General features: G+C 40.1%; 12 protein-coding genes. 3 read left to right on the forward strand and 9 right to left on the reverse strand.

What is annotated here, in order from left to right; translation table 11 throughout:
* Positions 1-49: 49 nt before the first annotated feature.
* The 7 genes from TLET_RS10680 to TLET_RS06220 all read right to left on the reverse strand — a co-directional run bounded on the left by TLET_RS10680 (position 50) and on the right by TLET_RS06220 (position 9,665).
* Positions 50-1,009: a thermonuclease family protein gene (locus TLET_RS10680; protein WP_012003251.1), complete on the reverse strand. Its 960-nt coding sequence runs from the start codon at positions 1,007-1,009 to the stop codon at positions 50-52.
* A 32-nt stretch (positions 1,010-1,041) separates the two neighbouring features.
* Positions 1,042-3,222, reverse strand: coding sequence for a catalase/peroxidase HPI (gene katG / locus TLET_RS06195; protein WP_012003252.1), 2,181 nt, complete (start codon positions 3,220-3,222; stop codon positions 1,042-1,044).
* A 150-nt stretch (positions 3,223-3,372) separates the two neighbouring features.
* The gene (locus tag TLET_RS06200) at positions 3,373-5,088 is read right to left on the reverse strand and encodes an ABC transporter ATP-binding protein (RefSeq protein WP_012003253.1); all 1,716 of its coding nucleotides are present in this window, start codon (positions 5,086-5,088) and stop codon (positions 3,373-3,375) included.
* A 6-nt stretch (positions 5,089-5,094) separates the two neighbouring features.
* On the reverse strand, positions 5,095-5,835 hold the full coding sequence (locus TLET_RS06205) for an ABC transporter ATP-binding protein (RefSeq protein ID WP_012003254.1): 741 nt from the start codon (positions 5,833-5,835) through the stop codon (positions 5,095-5,097).
* Positions 5,836-6,026: 191 nt separating this feature from the next.
* Entirely contained in the window at positions 6,027-7,643 is a 1,617-nt protein-coding gene (locus tag TLET_RS06210; RefSeq protein WP_012003255.1) for an ATP-binding cassette domain-containing protein, read from the reverse strand.
* Complete coding sequence (locus tag TLET_RS06215; RefSeq protein ID WP_012003256.1) at positions 7,627-8,925, reverse strand: radical SAM/SPASM domain-containing protein; 1,299 nt, start codon at positions 8,923-8,925, stop codon at positions 7,627-7,629. Before TLET_RS06215 ends, TLET_RS06210 begins: the two co-directional genes overlap by 17 nt.
* A 407-nt stretch (positions 8,926-9,332) precedes the next feature.
* A complete protein-coding gene (locus TLET_RS06220; RefSeq protein ID WP_038051602.1) occupies positions 9,333-9,665 on the reverse strand; it encodes a hypothetical protein in 333 nt (110 codons plus the stop codon).
* A 171-nt stretch (positions 9,666-9,836) separates the two neighbouring features.
* Between TLET_RS06220 and TLET_RS06225 the strand changes: the two genes are divergently transcribed.
* From TLET_RS06225 to TLET_RS06235, 3 genes are read left to right on the forward strand one after another with little or no spacing between them, the layout of a single operon-like run.
* On the forward strand, positions 9,837-11,441 hold the full coding sequence (locus tag TLET_RS06225; RefSeq protein WP_012003257.1) for a hypothetical protein: 1,605 nt from the start codon (positions 9,837-9,839) through the stop codon (positions 11,439-11,441).
* A gap of 12 nt (positions 11,442-11,453) precedes the next feature.
* Positions 11,454-11,672, forward strand: a complete 219-nt coding sequence (locus TLET_RS06230) for a type II toxin-antitoxin system HicB family antitoxin (RefSeq protein WP_004083352.1) — start codon at positions 11,454-11,456, stop codon at positions 11,670-11,672.
* Positions 11,669-11,851: a type II toxin-antitoxin system HicA family toxin gene (locus TLET_RS06235; protein ID WP_228368998.1), complete on the forward strand. Its 183-nt coding sequence runs from the start codon at positions 11,669-11,671 to the stop codon at positions 11,849-11,851. Before TLET_RS06230 ends, TLET_RS06235 begins: the two co-directional genes overlap by 4 nt.
* An 83-nt stretch (positions 11,852-11,934) precedes the next feature.
* Here TLET_RS06235 and TLET_RS06240 read toward each other — a convergent pair whose 3' ends face one another.
* Both TLET_RS06240 and TLET_RS06245 read right to left on the reverse strand, forming a co-directional pair.
* Complete coding sequence (locus tag TLET_RS06240; protein WP_004083354.1) at positions 11,935-13,629, reverse strand: ABC transporter ATP-binding protein; 1,695 nt, start codon at positions 13,627-13,629, stop codon at positions 11,935-11,937.
* Positions 13,630-13,648: 19 nt separating this feature from the next.
* The gene (locus TLET_RS06245; RefSeq protein WP_011943915.1) at positions 13,649-15,367 is read right to left on the reverse strand and encodes an ABC transporter ATP-binding protein; all 1,719 of its coding nucleotides are present in this window, start codon (positions 15,365-15,367) and stop codon (positions 13,649-13,651) included.
* Between the last annotated feature and the right edge of the window lie 4 nt (positions 15,368-15,371).

A 15,371-nucleotide genomic window follows, 5' to 3' on the forward strand; every position in this document is an offset into this window, starting at 1 on the left:
ACAAAACTTGCCTTTCAAAACAGTAAACAAGAATTAGTTTAATATCATCTCAGAAACTGATGTGTTCAAAATTTAATACACCATGGTCCAAATAAAAAACCATTGGGTAGAAATATCTTCCAGCCAGTTTTCCATTTTGATCATACACTCTTGCTTCGTCGCCAGAATTGTTCCAGATATGTATTTTTGTCCAGATGAATGTCCCGGCTGCTTTTGGCCCGGATGAAATCACTACAGATTCGCGAGGTTTGAGCACAAAATCTGGGAAAATAAATGATTGCCCTCCATAACTTTCTATTTTCCAGCCTTTCAGATTTAGCTCTGTACCACCGAGATTTATTACAAATACCTTTTCGGCTTGACCTTTGTACTCTACATAAACCCCAACAGAAACAGGTGTAGTGCTAAAACCAGATTTGAGATTTTGTAGAACCATGTTTTCATCGATCTTTCCCCACAGGCCAAGACTGTTTTCTCTTGCATAGCGTTCTGCTTGCAATAAAAAATCGCGCATTGGTTCATCTACTCTGTAAGATGTCAAAGCGCGCCCATAACCATTGAGTAATAAAACCAAACTGTGAGAAACAAGGACAGGCTCGTTCGAGCTATCAAAAGCATAGTACCAAACATGTGCGAGCAAACGCTGATATCTATCTAATAAATCAGGATACTGAAACGTTAGAAAAACCCTACCGTCTTTCTCAAGGAGTATCTTTGTGAAAAGTGATGCTGCTCGCGCAAAATATTCCACCTCTTTTTGTGGATGAACACTTTCTGGAGTATCCAGGCCAATAATTCGCAGTGTTTTTACTTTTTCATTCAATCTAACCTCGACAGTGTCCCCATCGATGTGCCTGTTGATCAGGGCTGTTTGCGAGCTTTGCAAAGAAATTGCAAATTCTTTTGCATACAGAAATGTGACACCATTTCTGTGCAATTCAATGACATTCAATGCAAAACAAAGCGAGGAGACCACAAAAATCATTGCAAACGCTATATGTATTTTCACTTGTACCGCCTTTCTGAAAATACACTTTTTTGCTATACTTTCAAATCAAACCTGTCCAGAGTCATAACTTTATCCCAAGTTTTAATAAAGTCAGATACAAACTTTTCCTTTTCATCATCACTCGCATAGACTTCCGCGACAGCTCGCAGTTCATCGTGATGGGCAAAGATAAGATCTACTCTTGTTGCTTTGAACTCCGGCTCTTTTGTTTTTCTATTAAATCCCTCAAACAAATAACGATGTTCATCTATCTGTTTCCACTCAATATTCATATCCAGCAGATTTACAAAAAAGTCATTTGTCAGAGTGCCTACAGTATGTGTTAAAACTCCATAATTTTTATAACTGTAAACAGCTCCGAGTACTCTCAATCCTCCAACGATTACAACCAGTTCTGGCACAGTTAGTTTTAATAACTGGGCTTTGTCTATTAGAAAATATTCTGGAGTTGTGCTAATATCTGATTCATCTATTTTGTATGGATCTTTGAAGTAATTCCTGAAACCGTCTGCAAAAGGTTCTATTTCTCTGTAAAATTCTTCCTCAACCTGATCTTGAAGGGCATCTACTCTTCCAGGAATGAATGGAACTCTGATATCAAACCCGGCCTTTTTAGCAGCAGATTCTATAGCAGCACAGCCTCCGAGAACTATCAAATCGGCTATGGAAACCTTCTTGTTGTTTTTCTGTTCTTCATTGAAGTTTTTCTGGATTTTTTCATAAACCTTTATGATCTTTATCAGATCATCTGGATGATTTACCTCCCATAGATTCATTGGGCGCAACCTTATCCGTGCTCCGTTAGCTCCACCTCTTCTGTCAGAATCTCTGTAAGTTGAGGCTGAAGACCAGGCGGTATAGACCAGTTGAGAAATATTTATACCAGAGTTGAGGATCTGCTTTTTCAGATATTCAATATCTTCTTCATCGATCAGTTCATAATCTCTTTTCGGTAAAGGATCCTGCCAGATGAATTCTTCTCTTGGAACATAAGGACCGATATAGCACGATTTTGGCCCCATATCTCTGTGGGTAAGCTTAAACCACGCCCAGGCAAAGGCTTTTTCAAATTCTTCGGGATTTTCAAGAAACTTTTTTGCAATTTTTGAATAAATCGGATCAAATTTCAAAGCCAGATCGGCTGTGAGCATTCGGGGTTTGTGCTTTTTGTTTGGATCGAAAGGATCAGGAATCATTTCCGGGGCATTTTTAGCCACCCACTGGTTTTTCCCATCTGGGCTTTTTTCGAGTTCCCATTCGAATTCCAAGAGAAACTTCAAATACTGTATACCAAATTTCGTTGGCTTTGAAGACCATATGACTTCAAATCCCGATGTATATGTATCAGAAGCCTTACCGGTTTTGTATGTGTATTTCCATCCCAACCCCATTTGTTCTATGGGCGAAGAGCTTGGGTCTGGACCGAGATCTTTGCTAGGTCCGGCTCCATGGCATTTTCCAAAAGAATGCCCACCAGCAATCAAAGCCACTGTTTCTTCATCATTCATACCCATTCTGGTAAAAGCAAGTCTTATTTCTTTGGCAGATCCAGATGGATCGGGATTTCCCATGGGGCCTTCAGGATTGACATAGATCAACCCCATTTCTGTTGCAGCAAAAGGTTTCTCCAGTTCTCCTTCTTTAAAACGTTCTTTTCCGCTCAACATTTCCTGCTCGGCTCCCCAATCCGGGCTTTCATCGGCTTCAAAAACATCCTCTCTGCCAAGAGAAAATCCCAGAATTTTTACACCCATATCCTGCAGGGCAACAGTCCCGGCAAGAATAATCAAATCTGCCCAAGAGAGCTTTTTTCCGTATTTTTTCTTGATAGGCCAGAGTAACCTGATAGCCTTATCGAGGTTTATATTGTCCGGCCAGTTTATCCTTGCTGGAAACCGAATACTGCCGTTTTTAGCACCACCTCTGCCATCGTGAATTCTGTAGCTCCCGGCACTATGCCACGAAAGTCGAATAAAAAGAGGACCATAATGTCCAAAATCAGCGGGCCACCAGTCTTGAGAAGTCTTCATAAGTTTTTTCAAATCTTCTATAACAGCATCAACATCGAGAGTTTTAACCTCTTTGAGATAATCATAATCTGATCCGTATGGATTTGAATCTGAACAGTTTTGCCTTAAAATTTTCAGGTTTAGTCTGTTTGGCCACCAATCTGTGATCCACCTTTTTCTTGATTTTCGCTCTTTGCTTTTCACAATATCCCCCCTCTTTTTCGTTCTGCTACTATATAATATCTAATGCTACCATACAATTTAAAATTGATAAAAACACCTGTCAATATGAATACCAGCAGGTGTTTTCGAATCAAATAGTCTTGTGTGTGTTCACAAAATTCTTGCAGGTACTTATGTTGTCAATTGATTTTCCACTATTTTTCTGTATGTGGAGGATTTTTCCATGAGTTCATCATGTGTTCCTTCAGCTTCTACCTTTCCATCGTTCAGTACGATGATTCTGCCAGCCTTCTTTATAGTAGAAAGCCTGTGGGAGATAATAACAACAGTATCGATCTCTTTCAAAATCCTTTCAAGTATCCTTTCTTCTGTTTCACTATCTATGCCAGAGGTAATTTCATCCAAGATTAGTATCTGTGGTTTTCTAATTAAAGCCATTGCAAGAATGATTCTCTGTCTCTGACCATCTGAGAGTCTTGTCTCTCTTTCACCAACAACTGTGTCTATTCCATTTTCCAGTTTCTCAACAAAGTCGCATTCGCACATTCTAAGAACTCTTTCTATTTCTTCTTTTGAAAAGTCTTCGAAAAGTGTCACGTTGTTTTTGATCGTTGTATCAAAAAGTATATCGTTTGAGCGAACAAGAACGATGTTTCTTCTGAGTGAAAGAAGAGAGTATTGCTCAATGGGAACACCGTTTATGAGAATTTCACCCTTTGCGGGAGACAGTAGTCTGCTGAAGAGAGAAACCAGTGTACTCTTTCCTGCACCAGATCTTGCCACTATGGCTATCTTGTCTCCGGAGTTTATCTCGAGGTTCAAACCAGCGAGAACAGGTATTTCATCGTATTTAAAATGCACGTTTTTCAACAGCAGTTTTTCGAACTTTTCAAGATTTATGCCGCCTGCTCTTTCAAAAGGTAGGGAAAACACTCTTGCAAAATTTTCCCAGTTTGGAAGTGTCGAGAAAAACATCGTCAAGCCTGTGAGTGCCATTCTGACAATATCGTACATCCAGTTCATGTAGGACTCAAAAGCCAGAAGCGTTCCAACACTTATCTCACCTTTCCAGAGAAGGTAAACACCGAAGGCAAGGACAATGGTACCTCCAACCCATCTGTTCATGTCGATGTTTCTGTTTGACAGTTCGTTTACTGTACTGTGGGTAATGCTCGCCCTGCTCCACTCTCTAGCACTTGAATCGAGGAAATCTCTGAGAAAAAAGAAGCCAGAAAACTGTTTGAGAACCGGTATTCCTTCCATCACTTCTCTGGATCTTTTCAAAAATCTCTGGTAGGCTTCCTGATCTTTTTGAGAAGTTTTGATGACCAGCCTTCTCAGGATTGAGGTTGATACAAAAAACAGGGCGATACTCACCAGGACCACAAGGGTAAGTTTTACATTCAAGATGAACAGAAGCGAAAGAACAACAAGAAAAAAACCCAGATTGAAGAAAAACTGTAACCTTGCAAGATAAATCCCCGAAGACACCTTCGGAATATCACTCATGAACACCGAAAGATAGTCACCTGTGTTTTTCGAGCTTAGAAAAGATAGTGGAAGTGTCAGGATTTTTGCATAGGCACCCTTTGATTCTTTAACCCGTGATGCGTTCAGCAGGTATTTCACAACTGAGTAGTTCAGTCTGTACATGATGAATGTCTGGAACACAAGAACAACAAAGTAAAACATAGAAAACAGAATGACTTCTTCTACAGAGCCCCTGTAGAATGCACTGTCGATGGTCTTTTTTATGAGAAGTGGAGTGAGAACGTTGGTGGTTAAAAACAGGCTCTCCAGTAACAAGAAAATCGGATAGTGCTTTTTGTATTTCCTCTCGAATTTTTTGATATTGTCTCTGACCTTACCTGCTGAGAAAAATTTCATAGCCTCTCAATCCTCCGGAAATGCCTGTATCTCCAAAACACCTCTCAACACTGCCGCTAAATCTTCCTTTTTTGGAGAAAATTCGAGAACTTTTTCGCCCTTTTTCAAAACGATCACCCTGTCTGCGATCTTTAAATCCTCCAGGTCATGACTTGCAAAGATGACGATTTTACCACTCTCTTTGAGTCTTTTCATGATCTCGTGTATCTTCAATCTCGTTCTGAGATCAACTCCACTGCACGGCTCATCGAAGATGTATATGCTCGCCTTTTTCATCAGGGCTCTTGCCACATCAACTCTTTTTTTGTACCCGGTGGAAAGTTCCATGTACCTCTTTTTCCTGCACTCCAGAAGACCCAGTTCCTTCATCACTTTTTCTGTTTCTCTCTTCAACGTTTTTCCAAGAAGGTCATTCAACATACCAAAAAACTTCAGATTCTCTTCCACACTCAACCTGTAGTAGAAGCTCCTCTCATACCCGGTTGATATGCTGACCTTTTCTACTGCAAAGGAAGGTTTTTCCACGATGTTCACACTGTCTATGAGAACCTTCCCTCTATCAGGAATGAGAAAGGAGGCTATAACCTTCAAAAGTGTCGTCTTTCCCGCCCCGTTGGGACCTATCAGTGCGAGGATTTCGTTCATGAAAATGTCGAAGGAAACATTCTTCAAAATGTGCTTTCCGCCTATGCTCTTGTTAACTTCTCTGAGAGTAATGGCTTTGGTGCGAGCACCTTTCCTTTCCATTTACAATCCCCCTTTTTCCGATAACTTGAAGCCTCCCCGCTGCGTTGGTAAAAGATAAAACCGCAATCGTTAAAATTATCACATATTTTGCTATCAATAAGAACTCTCGCAACAATCTTGCAGTGTTTTTGAAAAACCGCATGCTTTGACTGTTTTGACTTCGAAATTCGCGTTCAAATTGTTTAAAGAGTTTAAGAGAATTCCACAATGCCATCACATAAATTCTCCAGGAAATCCCGGGAATGCGAAACGATTAAAATTATAGACTCACCTGATTTGCGTTGTATCAGTTCCTCTAATGCTCGGATTTTCATTTCATCCAAATAAGTTGTTGGTTCATCTAAAAGATACAGATCTTTATTATCCTGTGCAAATGTCCTTACTATCGCTATTCTCTGGCGTTCTCCCCCGGAAAGGTTGCGCCCAACTTCCTCCACTTCTTTTTCGAGTGAGAGATCATCCAGAAACTCCAACAGTTCCTCATCAAGAGGTTTATTTTCCCCAAGGAGTATGTTTTCTCTAACTGTTCCCTTGAAAAAGATCGAATGCTGAGGAAGATAGCCGACCCTGCAATAATACGAGTCTATTTCAATTTCACTCAATGGTATGTCGTTGACGAAAACATAGTTTTTTTCTATACCTAAGAGTCCAAGAATGATCTTTATTGCTGTGCTCTTTCCTATCCCACTCTTTCCGAAAAGTCCAACGATTTCACCCTTTTTGGCATACAGTTTGAAATTTTCAAGCAGCAGGGAAGAGTTCTTGTAAGAAAAACTCGGTATGTGTACCCTCAAAGACTCGATCTTTCTGTCTAATTGTTGCAGTTTGAAAGTGGTATAGGATCTTCCTCCAAATGGCGCTTCTAAAATTTCCGAAAGTCTTTTGTAAACAACTTTTATCTCTTGGCGGTGTATGTTGAAATCCCAAAAGTTCCTGGCAGAGTCGTAGATGTAGTTTATTACCATCAACACTGCCACCAAACCACCAGCTTGCATGAGGCCTATTTTCATTTGATAAACTCCCATGATGATTACTATTATGTATCCACTGTTGAACAATATAGCAAGAGGAACGTTGAATAGAACGATTGACTTTATTCGCCTGATATCACTTTTTGTGTACTCGTCATTGAATTCCTTGAATTTTGCTATCGAAAATTTTTGCTTCAAAAACACCCGGAACATTTCTATACCCTGGATGTATTCCTTAAGCCTGCTTACGAATTCTGTCTGCAATTCGAGAGTTTTGTGTGTTAAACTTCTAACCCTGGGATTCACATAGTGAGCTAAGACAAAAAAAGCCAGCAGAGGAAAGGTCGATACCGCAATCGCCAAAGGATTTAGGAAAAGACCGATGGTTAAAGCGAATGAAAACGTGAGTAAGTCTTTCATGAAAAATACGAAAGTTGGATAGAAAAAATTTTGAATTCTTTCCGTATCCGAACTGATGTAGGTGAACAATCTACCCATCTCTAAGGAAAAAACCTGGTTAAAGTTGTTCTGAGCCACCTCAAATATTGTTTTCCTAAGTGATGCAGAGAAAAGTCTCATTCTACTTTCAAAGATGTAATATGAAGCGTATGTTAGAAATTCTTTTGACAGGCTTACCACTAGAAGTAGCATTACTTGGATTTTGAACAGATTGTCTGAAATACTCTTAGCCAGTATAGAGTTGATGATATTTTTCGAAAGCAACGGAATGGGGATAGTCATCCCCGTTGCACAAACAAGCAGCAAAAAGGCAAAAAACAAGTGTAAAAAGTGTTCTTTAAGAAGCCTCAATATCTGCCTTTTAGTCGAGCTTTTCATGTTCTTTCACCAACTTTAACACTTTGTTGGAATAAAGCAAGTTTATCGGGACTTTTGGATCGAGTTTATAATTGGCGAGCTCCCATAAAATAGTGAAAACGCTTTTTAAAAATATATCACAAGTCAAACTGTCAGCTTGTGCTTCGAAGTAATTTTTTCCGGAAAGTAAGTCAACTGCCCTACATCCACCACCACATAAATATTTTATAGGACAATTTGGGCAAATTTTTTGAACGATAGGCGACCCAAAACCTGTTTGACTTCGAAACAGATGAATATAATCCCTTAGTTTCTCCGATTCTGTAATATGGCAGATTTTAAATTTATCATTTATTAATTCGCTGCACGGATACAAATAACCATCCGGTCCAAGAGACAGTTGATTGTAAAGCGCGGAGCAGTTGTATCTCTTAAGTTGATTGAGTAATCTAAACTTAATCTCCTCAACAAAATAGATTTTAACTTTATTATAATGAAGTGAGTAATAAACTAAGAACTGATATAAATCAATTAATTCCTCACGAAAAGGGATCAATTGATTAATTTTTGCTCTTCCATAATTTTCAATAATTGGAAAGTGAATAAAGTTAATACCTATTTTTTCACTATATTTTATGAACTTTATAACCTCGTCTTTGTTATAAGAATGTAATGTGTAACTTAGAGCAATATCAGTCTTCGCATTTTTCAGTTTGGCTACATTTTTGAGTAATTTTCGAAAATTTCCACCACGTACTTTTTGATAAGTATTTTCATGCACCGCATCAAGGCTAATTTGTACGTTAAACCGCGGAGTCGTCAATATGTCTTCTATTTTATCTAATAAAAGTCCGTTGGTTAATAAGAAAATTTTTGCATTTGTTTTTTCTAATATCTCTGTTAATAAATTTCTTAAATGCGGCCAAGTTAGGGGCTCACCCCCACCTATTGTTACATTCTCAATATTGTATCGATTGATAAGATCGATGATTAAAGGAATATATTCTTTATTGAGCATCTGATAGTTTTCGTCCGGTTTTGATTCATAGAAGCAATGAATACACTGCAAATTGCAATTAAATGTTGGGAGTATTGATATCCCAATGAAGTTGGGGAATGTATTACCCTTTAGATTTTTCATCTCTTTTTCATTTGGCTTTTTGTCCTCGAAAACTTTAATCAAATCCTGATTGCTGTTTTTGCATTTTAAAGCCGACCTTTTGTCGACAATTATCCATCTGAGAGTGTCTGAGTCAAAACATAAGCAATAATCACTTTTTATATCCTTAAAAAACCGCTGCATTTTTCTTCCTCCTTAATTTCTTGATAAAAAACATATGGGAAGGGTGGGGGAGGAAATTTTTAATGCACGAAGTATGAGCAATGAGCAGCTGAGAGCGAACAATTCACCCTGGCGGCTGTGACTTTAAAAATCAACTTTTTCACATCTGACCATTTTAGTAATATTTTCATTCTAACACCTCCTCATGACTTTCCCCCCACCCTTCTGAATACCATCGTGAAATTGCTTTTATTTTCATTATTTACACTAATGCTAATATCTTCATTAAAAACGCTGTTTTTTGATTGATACCGTGCATCCTTCCGTAGATCTTTAATTCTGCAAATAAAATTTTGACCTCGCGTTTGCGCATCAACTTACATATGTTTTCACCTTCTTATCGATATAAGAATTTGAGAATTTGGTTTTTAATAAGGAGGCCAAGCATAAATATCGAATGAACTGCGCTGGTATGGCTCTTGCACCTGCCCAGTAGTGCAGATGGAATGCAAATGGATTTGGTCTTGTAATAAAGTATCATGCTGCAGTGCCCCCTCCCACACTTTTGCCGGTTGCTTCATAGTTGAATCACATCCTTCCCAAGAGGTGCTGCTTTTGCACTCTTGAAGATAACCACCGGCAGTTCCACCAATCACAGAATTCCAAGAGTGCGTTTCATTGTCTGCGTCTGTTCTATCTGCAAAGGCAGTTACGGAAAGAAGCAAAAACGCTATAAAAATTACAAGAAGAGCTTTTCTCATTTTCCCGCCCCCTTCCATTTCCTTTCGCTTCAACTTCTATCAAACCCTATATGGTTTTCAACTTTCGCACGCTCCGGATTCCTGTCTACAAGAGCGTTTCAGATTGCCAATTTTTATAGGATCTGGAACAATTTGATTTTTTGAAGTATAACTATAACGGAGAGAGCAAAGATGAAAGGTATAGTGGACTTGAAAGAAGTATTCAGGTACGGTGCTTTTTCTCTTCCAGCAGTGAATTACATGCTACTCGAAGAGAACCTTTCAAAAGAGTGTAGAGAGATTCTCTGTGTACTGAAACTTGCATGGAAAGGGAACTTCAAAGAAGCGGTCCAGAGAATAGATAAGGTTTTGAGAAGCTGCAAATCCGAAGCAGCGAAATATTTTCTTTTAGCGAACAAACTCGCATTTTTAAAATATACAGGCAAAGTAGATATGAATCTTTACAGATACCTGAAAAGAAACCTTCCCAAAATGTCAAAATCAATAAGAGACACTGTGATCGTTACCTTGATAAATTTTGAAGCAAGTGGAATAAAGCCACTGAGGAAGGTAAGAGTGTGGAAAAACAATTACAGAAAATCCACTCTATCTTTTTTATACCTTTCCCTGGCAAGAAGAAAAGCAAACTCTGGAAGACTCTCTGAGGCGGCACACGATTACATACAAGCCTACAGACTGTCCAGGGAGATTCCCCACCCAACTTGCATCGTTTCCTCCCTGAACGATCTTGCATGGGATATCAAGGAAAAACACCCAAGACTCGCCCATGTCCTTTCTCAAAGAGCCATTTTCTGGCTTGGATACTATAGAGAAGAACCAGGAAATCTCTTTGGAGCGCTGGATACTCTATTTGTTATGGAAAAAGATATGAATTCACCGTTTATCCACAGCACTGCGCATATCATCGTTTCACTTCCTGTACCAGAAGATTATCTGTCTCTATTCAAAAAAGCGAAGAAGTTCGTGTTGGACTACACCAGATCGATTTATCCAAACACAAGTCAGTTGAGAAGATACATTAAAAGGGTCGCTTGGAAAGGAAAATCTCTCAGTTCCAAAGGTATCTCGGATATATTGAAAGGAAAAACAAAAATGATTCGTGCGGATACGATAAGAAGACTGTTGACATCTGATGTTGATGCATGGGCACGCTTTCCTGTCTGGAACGAGTGGATAAAAATGGAGATTGAGCTAAAATTCAAGGAATTGCCAGAAAAGCTTAAAGAATTTCCCTTTCATCAGAGACAAATCCTTTTTCTTTCCACTTACATGGCTTTTCTTGATAGAGAATTTCTTTCAAGGAAAGAAAGACTCAAAAAGGCATACACACTCCTTGAAGATATTGAATCGTTCGCTGACTTCATGGCAAAAGATCACCGGACCATGGAATTTGTTGTTTCAATGGTGAAGGCTCATCCTTTCATTGAAGGAAGAAAAGAAGCGGTGAAGAAAGCCCTTGAAAGGATGAAAAGAAGGAAACTGGAAAGATTCACTTTGAAATACATCGAGATGAAAGAATCTGACAGAAAGCTTCTTGACAGATTTCTGAGGAACTACGGAAGGTACTATGGAGTGAGGTTTGGCATCAGGTTAAAAGGGCCGGATGTGGTGAGAGAGTTTGCAAAAAAGTACCATCTAAAAATTCAGCCCCTGTTTGCTGCCTTCTGGTGTGAAGAGGATGGAAGAGTGAGAAGGAGACTGGAAAGAATCTTGAGGCATATGGTCCTGTATAATTTAATCGAAATTGCCATATTATTTGTCATGGTGGAAAAATGAGAGGTGAAAAACATGCGTAAAATTTTCACAGCTATCATTGAATACGATCCTGAAACAAAGCAATATGTTGGAATGGTTCCAGATGTTCCAGGTGTGCATACTGTAGGTAGTTCCTTAGAAGAAGTGAGAAGGAATTTAAAAGAGGTGCTTGAGCTCGTATTGGAGGAAGCAGGAGATGAAATAAATCACCAGGAATTCGTGGCTCTTGAGATGATAGAGGTGGAAACTTGAGTCGTCTTCCAATAGTTGATCCAAAAACTATGGAGAAGGTTTTACTGAAACTTGGATTTCAACGTGTTCGCCAAAAAGGAAGTCATGTGTTCTACAGGCACAGCAATGGAAAGTATACGACCATCCCATTTCATGCAAGAGACTTGCCCAAGTCACTTAATAAGAAAAATCATCCGTGAAGCGGGTATATCAGTGGAAGAATTCAAGAAAATACTCGAAAATCTATATCAGTACTTTCCCCACACAAACATTTCTACTGTTCTTATACCTCCAATTGACTCCTTACAATCTCCCTGTAAAGGGGAGATTTTTCCATGAGTTCTTCGTGTGTTCCTTCGGCTTCCACTCTTCCATTATTCAGTACGATGATCTTCTTTGCTTTTCTTATTGTGGAAAGCCTATGGGAGATTATGATCACGGTGTTGATTTCCTTCAGAATTTTTTCAAAGATTTTCTCCTCTGTCTCGCTGTCCACACCAGAGGTGGCTTCGTCCAGGATGAGAACCTGTGGTTTCCTGATCAAAGCCCTTGCAAGGACGATCCTCTGCCTTTGACCGTCCGAGAGTTTTGTTCCTCTTTCACCAACAACGGTGTGTATCCCGTTTTCCAGTTTCTCGACGAAATCGCACTCACACATCCTGAGAATACGTTCCAGCTCATCCTCCGGGAAGTCCTCAAAAAGCGTGATGTTGTTTTTGATGGTAGTATCGAACAAGATGTCGTTCGATCGAACAAGGATGATTTTCTTTCTGAGTGAAGAAAGTGAATACTGCTCGATAGGGATGTCGTTGATGAGGATCTGACCTTTTGTGGGTGTGAGAAAGCGGTTGAAGAGTGACACAAGTGTGCTCTTTCCCTCCCCAGAACTCGCCACTATGGCCACCCTGTCGCCTGCGTCTATCTTTATGTTTAAATCAGTGAGTATCTCCCCGCCATCTGGATATCCAAAGGAAACATTTTGCAAACTCATCTGTTTGAAGTCTCCGAGCTCTTTTCCACCACCTTTCTCAGCGCTGAGTTCCATAACCTCTGAAATTCGTTCTTTATACGTCCTTGATCTCATAATGTCTAGAACAGAACTGTAAACGTTGCTTATTGATGAATAAAAACCGCTGATGAAGTAGAAAAACGATATCGCACTTCCGATTGTTATTTCCTTTTTCGCGATGAGAAAAGACGATAGAGCAACAACGAGTATCGGGAGCAATCCGTTTAAAAACGGATAGAGACTCTCCGTTTTCGCCACCACATTGAAGAGCGTATTCGACGTGTTCAACCACAGGTTAGTTAATTTTCCGAATTCTTTGTAGAAAAATCTCTTCGATTCGAATGCCTTGATAACCGCCGCCCCACTCAACGTCTCGTTTATAAACTTGACACATTTCTCAAAACTCGAGCGTTCTTTTTCCTGATGTTCCATTATTCTCCGTCTGGGACTCGATAGTGGAAAACTGTAGAGAGGAGACAGAAGCAGGGCAATGAGAAGAATCCTGGGACTGAGCTGGTAGAACACGAAAACGAGCAGTCCTACTTTGAACGATGTTGCCACAAGGTCTGGAATTGTAGAGGAGTACAGACTGATTATATACCACCCATCATCGAACATGCGGGTTATTATCTCTCCTGTGTTTTGCTTTTTCAGTTCAAGCATATCAGCGTCGAGCATCAGTCTTATCTGACTTCTGACCAAATTTTTGAACATACCGACGTTGTTGACAGCGGACATGAAACTGGCCAGGAAATCGAAAATAATGGTTAACAAGAGGAACACAAGAAACAACAGAATGTCTCCAAGGAAAGATGAAAGTTCTTTGCTGTGAATCGCTCTGTCAACGGCACTTTGAAGCAAAGTGACCCTTCTGGAATAGAAAAAACCCGAGGCAACTAAGCTCGCAGTTGTCAAAACGGCAAGTGCTATGTGATTCTTCCTCAAGAGCCGAAACTTTCCAGTTTTCATGCCCACTTTTCCTCCCAATTCATTCTACAAACTGCTCCTTTAGAATCTCTGTGTATTTTTCACACCTGACGATCAGCTCCTCGTGAGAACCAGAGTCCAGAATCCGTCCGTTCTCCATGACGTATATCTTTTTGGCCTTTCTCACAGTGGAAAGCCTGTGTGAGATGATAATCACAGTTTCTATTTCCCTCAAGATTTTCTCGAAAATCCTCTCCTCCGTCTTGCCATCAACACCAGAGGTGGCCTCGTCTAGGATGAGAACCTGTGGTTTTCTTATCAAAGCTCTCGCGAGGACTATTCTCTGCCTTTGACCATCTGAGAGTTTTGTTCCCCTCTCTCCTACGATCGTGTCTATTCCGCTTTCCAGTTTCTCAACAAAGTCACACTCACACATTTTGAGAACATTTTCGATTTCATCTTCTGGAAAGTCTTCAAAAAGGGTGATGTTGTTTCTGATTGTTGTATCAAAGAGTATATCGTTCGAGCGAACAAGAACGATGTTTCTTCTGAGTGATTGAAGAGAGTACTGTTCGATGGGAACACCGTTTATGAGAATTTCACCCTCTGTGGGAGACAGTAGCCTGTTGAAAAGAGAAACGAGCGTGCTCTTTCCTGCCCCAGATCTTGCCACAATTGCGATCTTATCCCCGGAGTTTATCTCGAAATTCAAACCAGTGAGAACAGGAGTTCCGTCGTATTTAAAATACACATTCCTCAATTGCAGTTTTTCGAACTTTTCAAGATTTATACCGCTTGCTCTTTCAAAGGGCATGGAAAATATTCTCGCAAAGTTTTCCCAGTTTGGAAGCGTCGAAAAGAACATTGTCAGGCCTGTGAGCGCCATTCTGACGATGTCGTACATCCAGTTCATGTAAGATTCGAAGGCCAGAAGTGTTCCGACACTTATCTCACCCTTCCAGAGAAGATAAATACCGAAGGCAAGAACGATGGTACTCCCGATCCATCTGTTAATGTCGATGTTTCTGTTCGACAGTTCATTTGCCGTACTGTGAGCGATACTCGCCCTGCTCCATTCTCCGGCACTTGAATCGAGGAAGTTTTTGAGAAACGAAGATCCAGAAAACTGTTTGAGAACAGGAATTCCTTCCACCACTTCCCTGGATCTTTTCAAAAACCTCTGGTAGGATTCCTGATCTCTCTGAGAAGCCCTGATGACCATCTTCCTCAGAATCGAGGTTGACACAAAAAACAGAACGATGCTCACCAGGACCACAAGAGTGAGTTTTACACTCAGAATGAACAAAAGGAAAAGAACAGCAAGGAAAAATCCCAGGTTGAAGAAAAACTGCAACCTTCCAAGGTAAACTCCCGAAGCTACCTTCGGAACATCCCTCATGAAAACCGAAAGATAATCACCGGTGTTCTGTGAGTTCGCGTAAGTCAGTGGAAGCGCCAGGATTTTTGCGTATGCGCTCTTCGATTCCCTAGCCCGGGATGCGTTCAGCAAGTACTTCGCAGCTGAGTAGTTGAGTTTGTACATGATGAAAGACTGGGCCACAAGAACGATGAAGTATAGTACTGAGAACAGAGCGATTTCTCCCACATCACCTCTGTAAAACGCACTGTCGATGGTCTTTTTGATGAGAAGTGGAGTAAGAACGTTGGTGGTCAAAAACAGGCCTTCCAGTAAGAAGAAAATCGGATAGTGTTTTTTGTACTTCCTCTCGAATTTTCTGATATCGTCTCTGAGATGACCTGTAAATAAGAAGAGGTTCATAGTT

It is taken from the genome of Pseudothermotoga lettingae TMO, assembly GCF_000017865.1.
GTDB lineage: Bacteria > Thermotogota > Thermotogae > Thermotogales > DSM-5069 > Pseudothermotoga_B > Pseudothermotoga_B elfii.

Coding starts and splice junctions, on each gene's coding strand:
- TLET_RS06200 (WP_012003253.1), bottom strand. CDS start 5,088: ATGAAATTTTTCTCAGCAGGTAAGGTCAGAGACAATATCAAAAAATTC.
- TLET_RS06220 (WP_038051602.1), bottom strand. CDS start 9,665: ATGAGAAAAGCTCTTCTTGTAATTTTTATAGCGTTTTTGCTTCTTTCC.
- TLET_RS06205 (WP_012003254.1), bottom strand. CDS start 5,835: ATGGAAAGGAAAGGTGCTCGCACCAAAGCCATTACTCTCAGAGAAGTT.
- TLET_RS06240 (WP_004083354.1), bottom strand. CDS start 13,629: ATGAAAACTGGAAAGTTTCGGCTCTTGAGGAAGAATCACATAGCACTT.
- TLET_RS06230 (WP_004083352.1), top strand. CDS start 11,454: ATGCGTAAAATTTTCACAGCTATCATTGAATACGATCCTGAAACAAAG.
- TLET_RS06225 (WP_012003257.1), top strand. CDS start 9,837: ATGAAAGGTATAGTGGACTTGAAAGAAGTATTCAGGTACGGTGCTTTT.
- TLET_RS06245 (WP_011943915.1), bottom strand. CDS start 15,367: ATGAACCTCTTCTTATTTACAGGTCATCTCAGAGACGATATCAGAAAA.
- TLET_RS06215 (WP_012003256.1), bottom strand. CDS start 8,925: ATGCAGCGGTTTTTTAAGGATATAAAAAGTGATTATTGCTTATGTTTT.
- TLET_RS06210 (WP_012003255.1), bottom strand. CDS start 7,643: ATGAAAAGCTCGACTAAAAGGCAGATATTGAGGCTTCTTAAAGAACAC.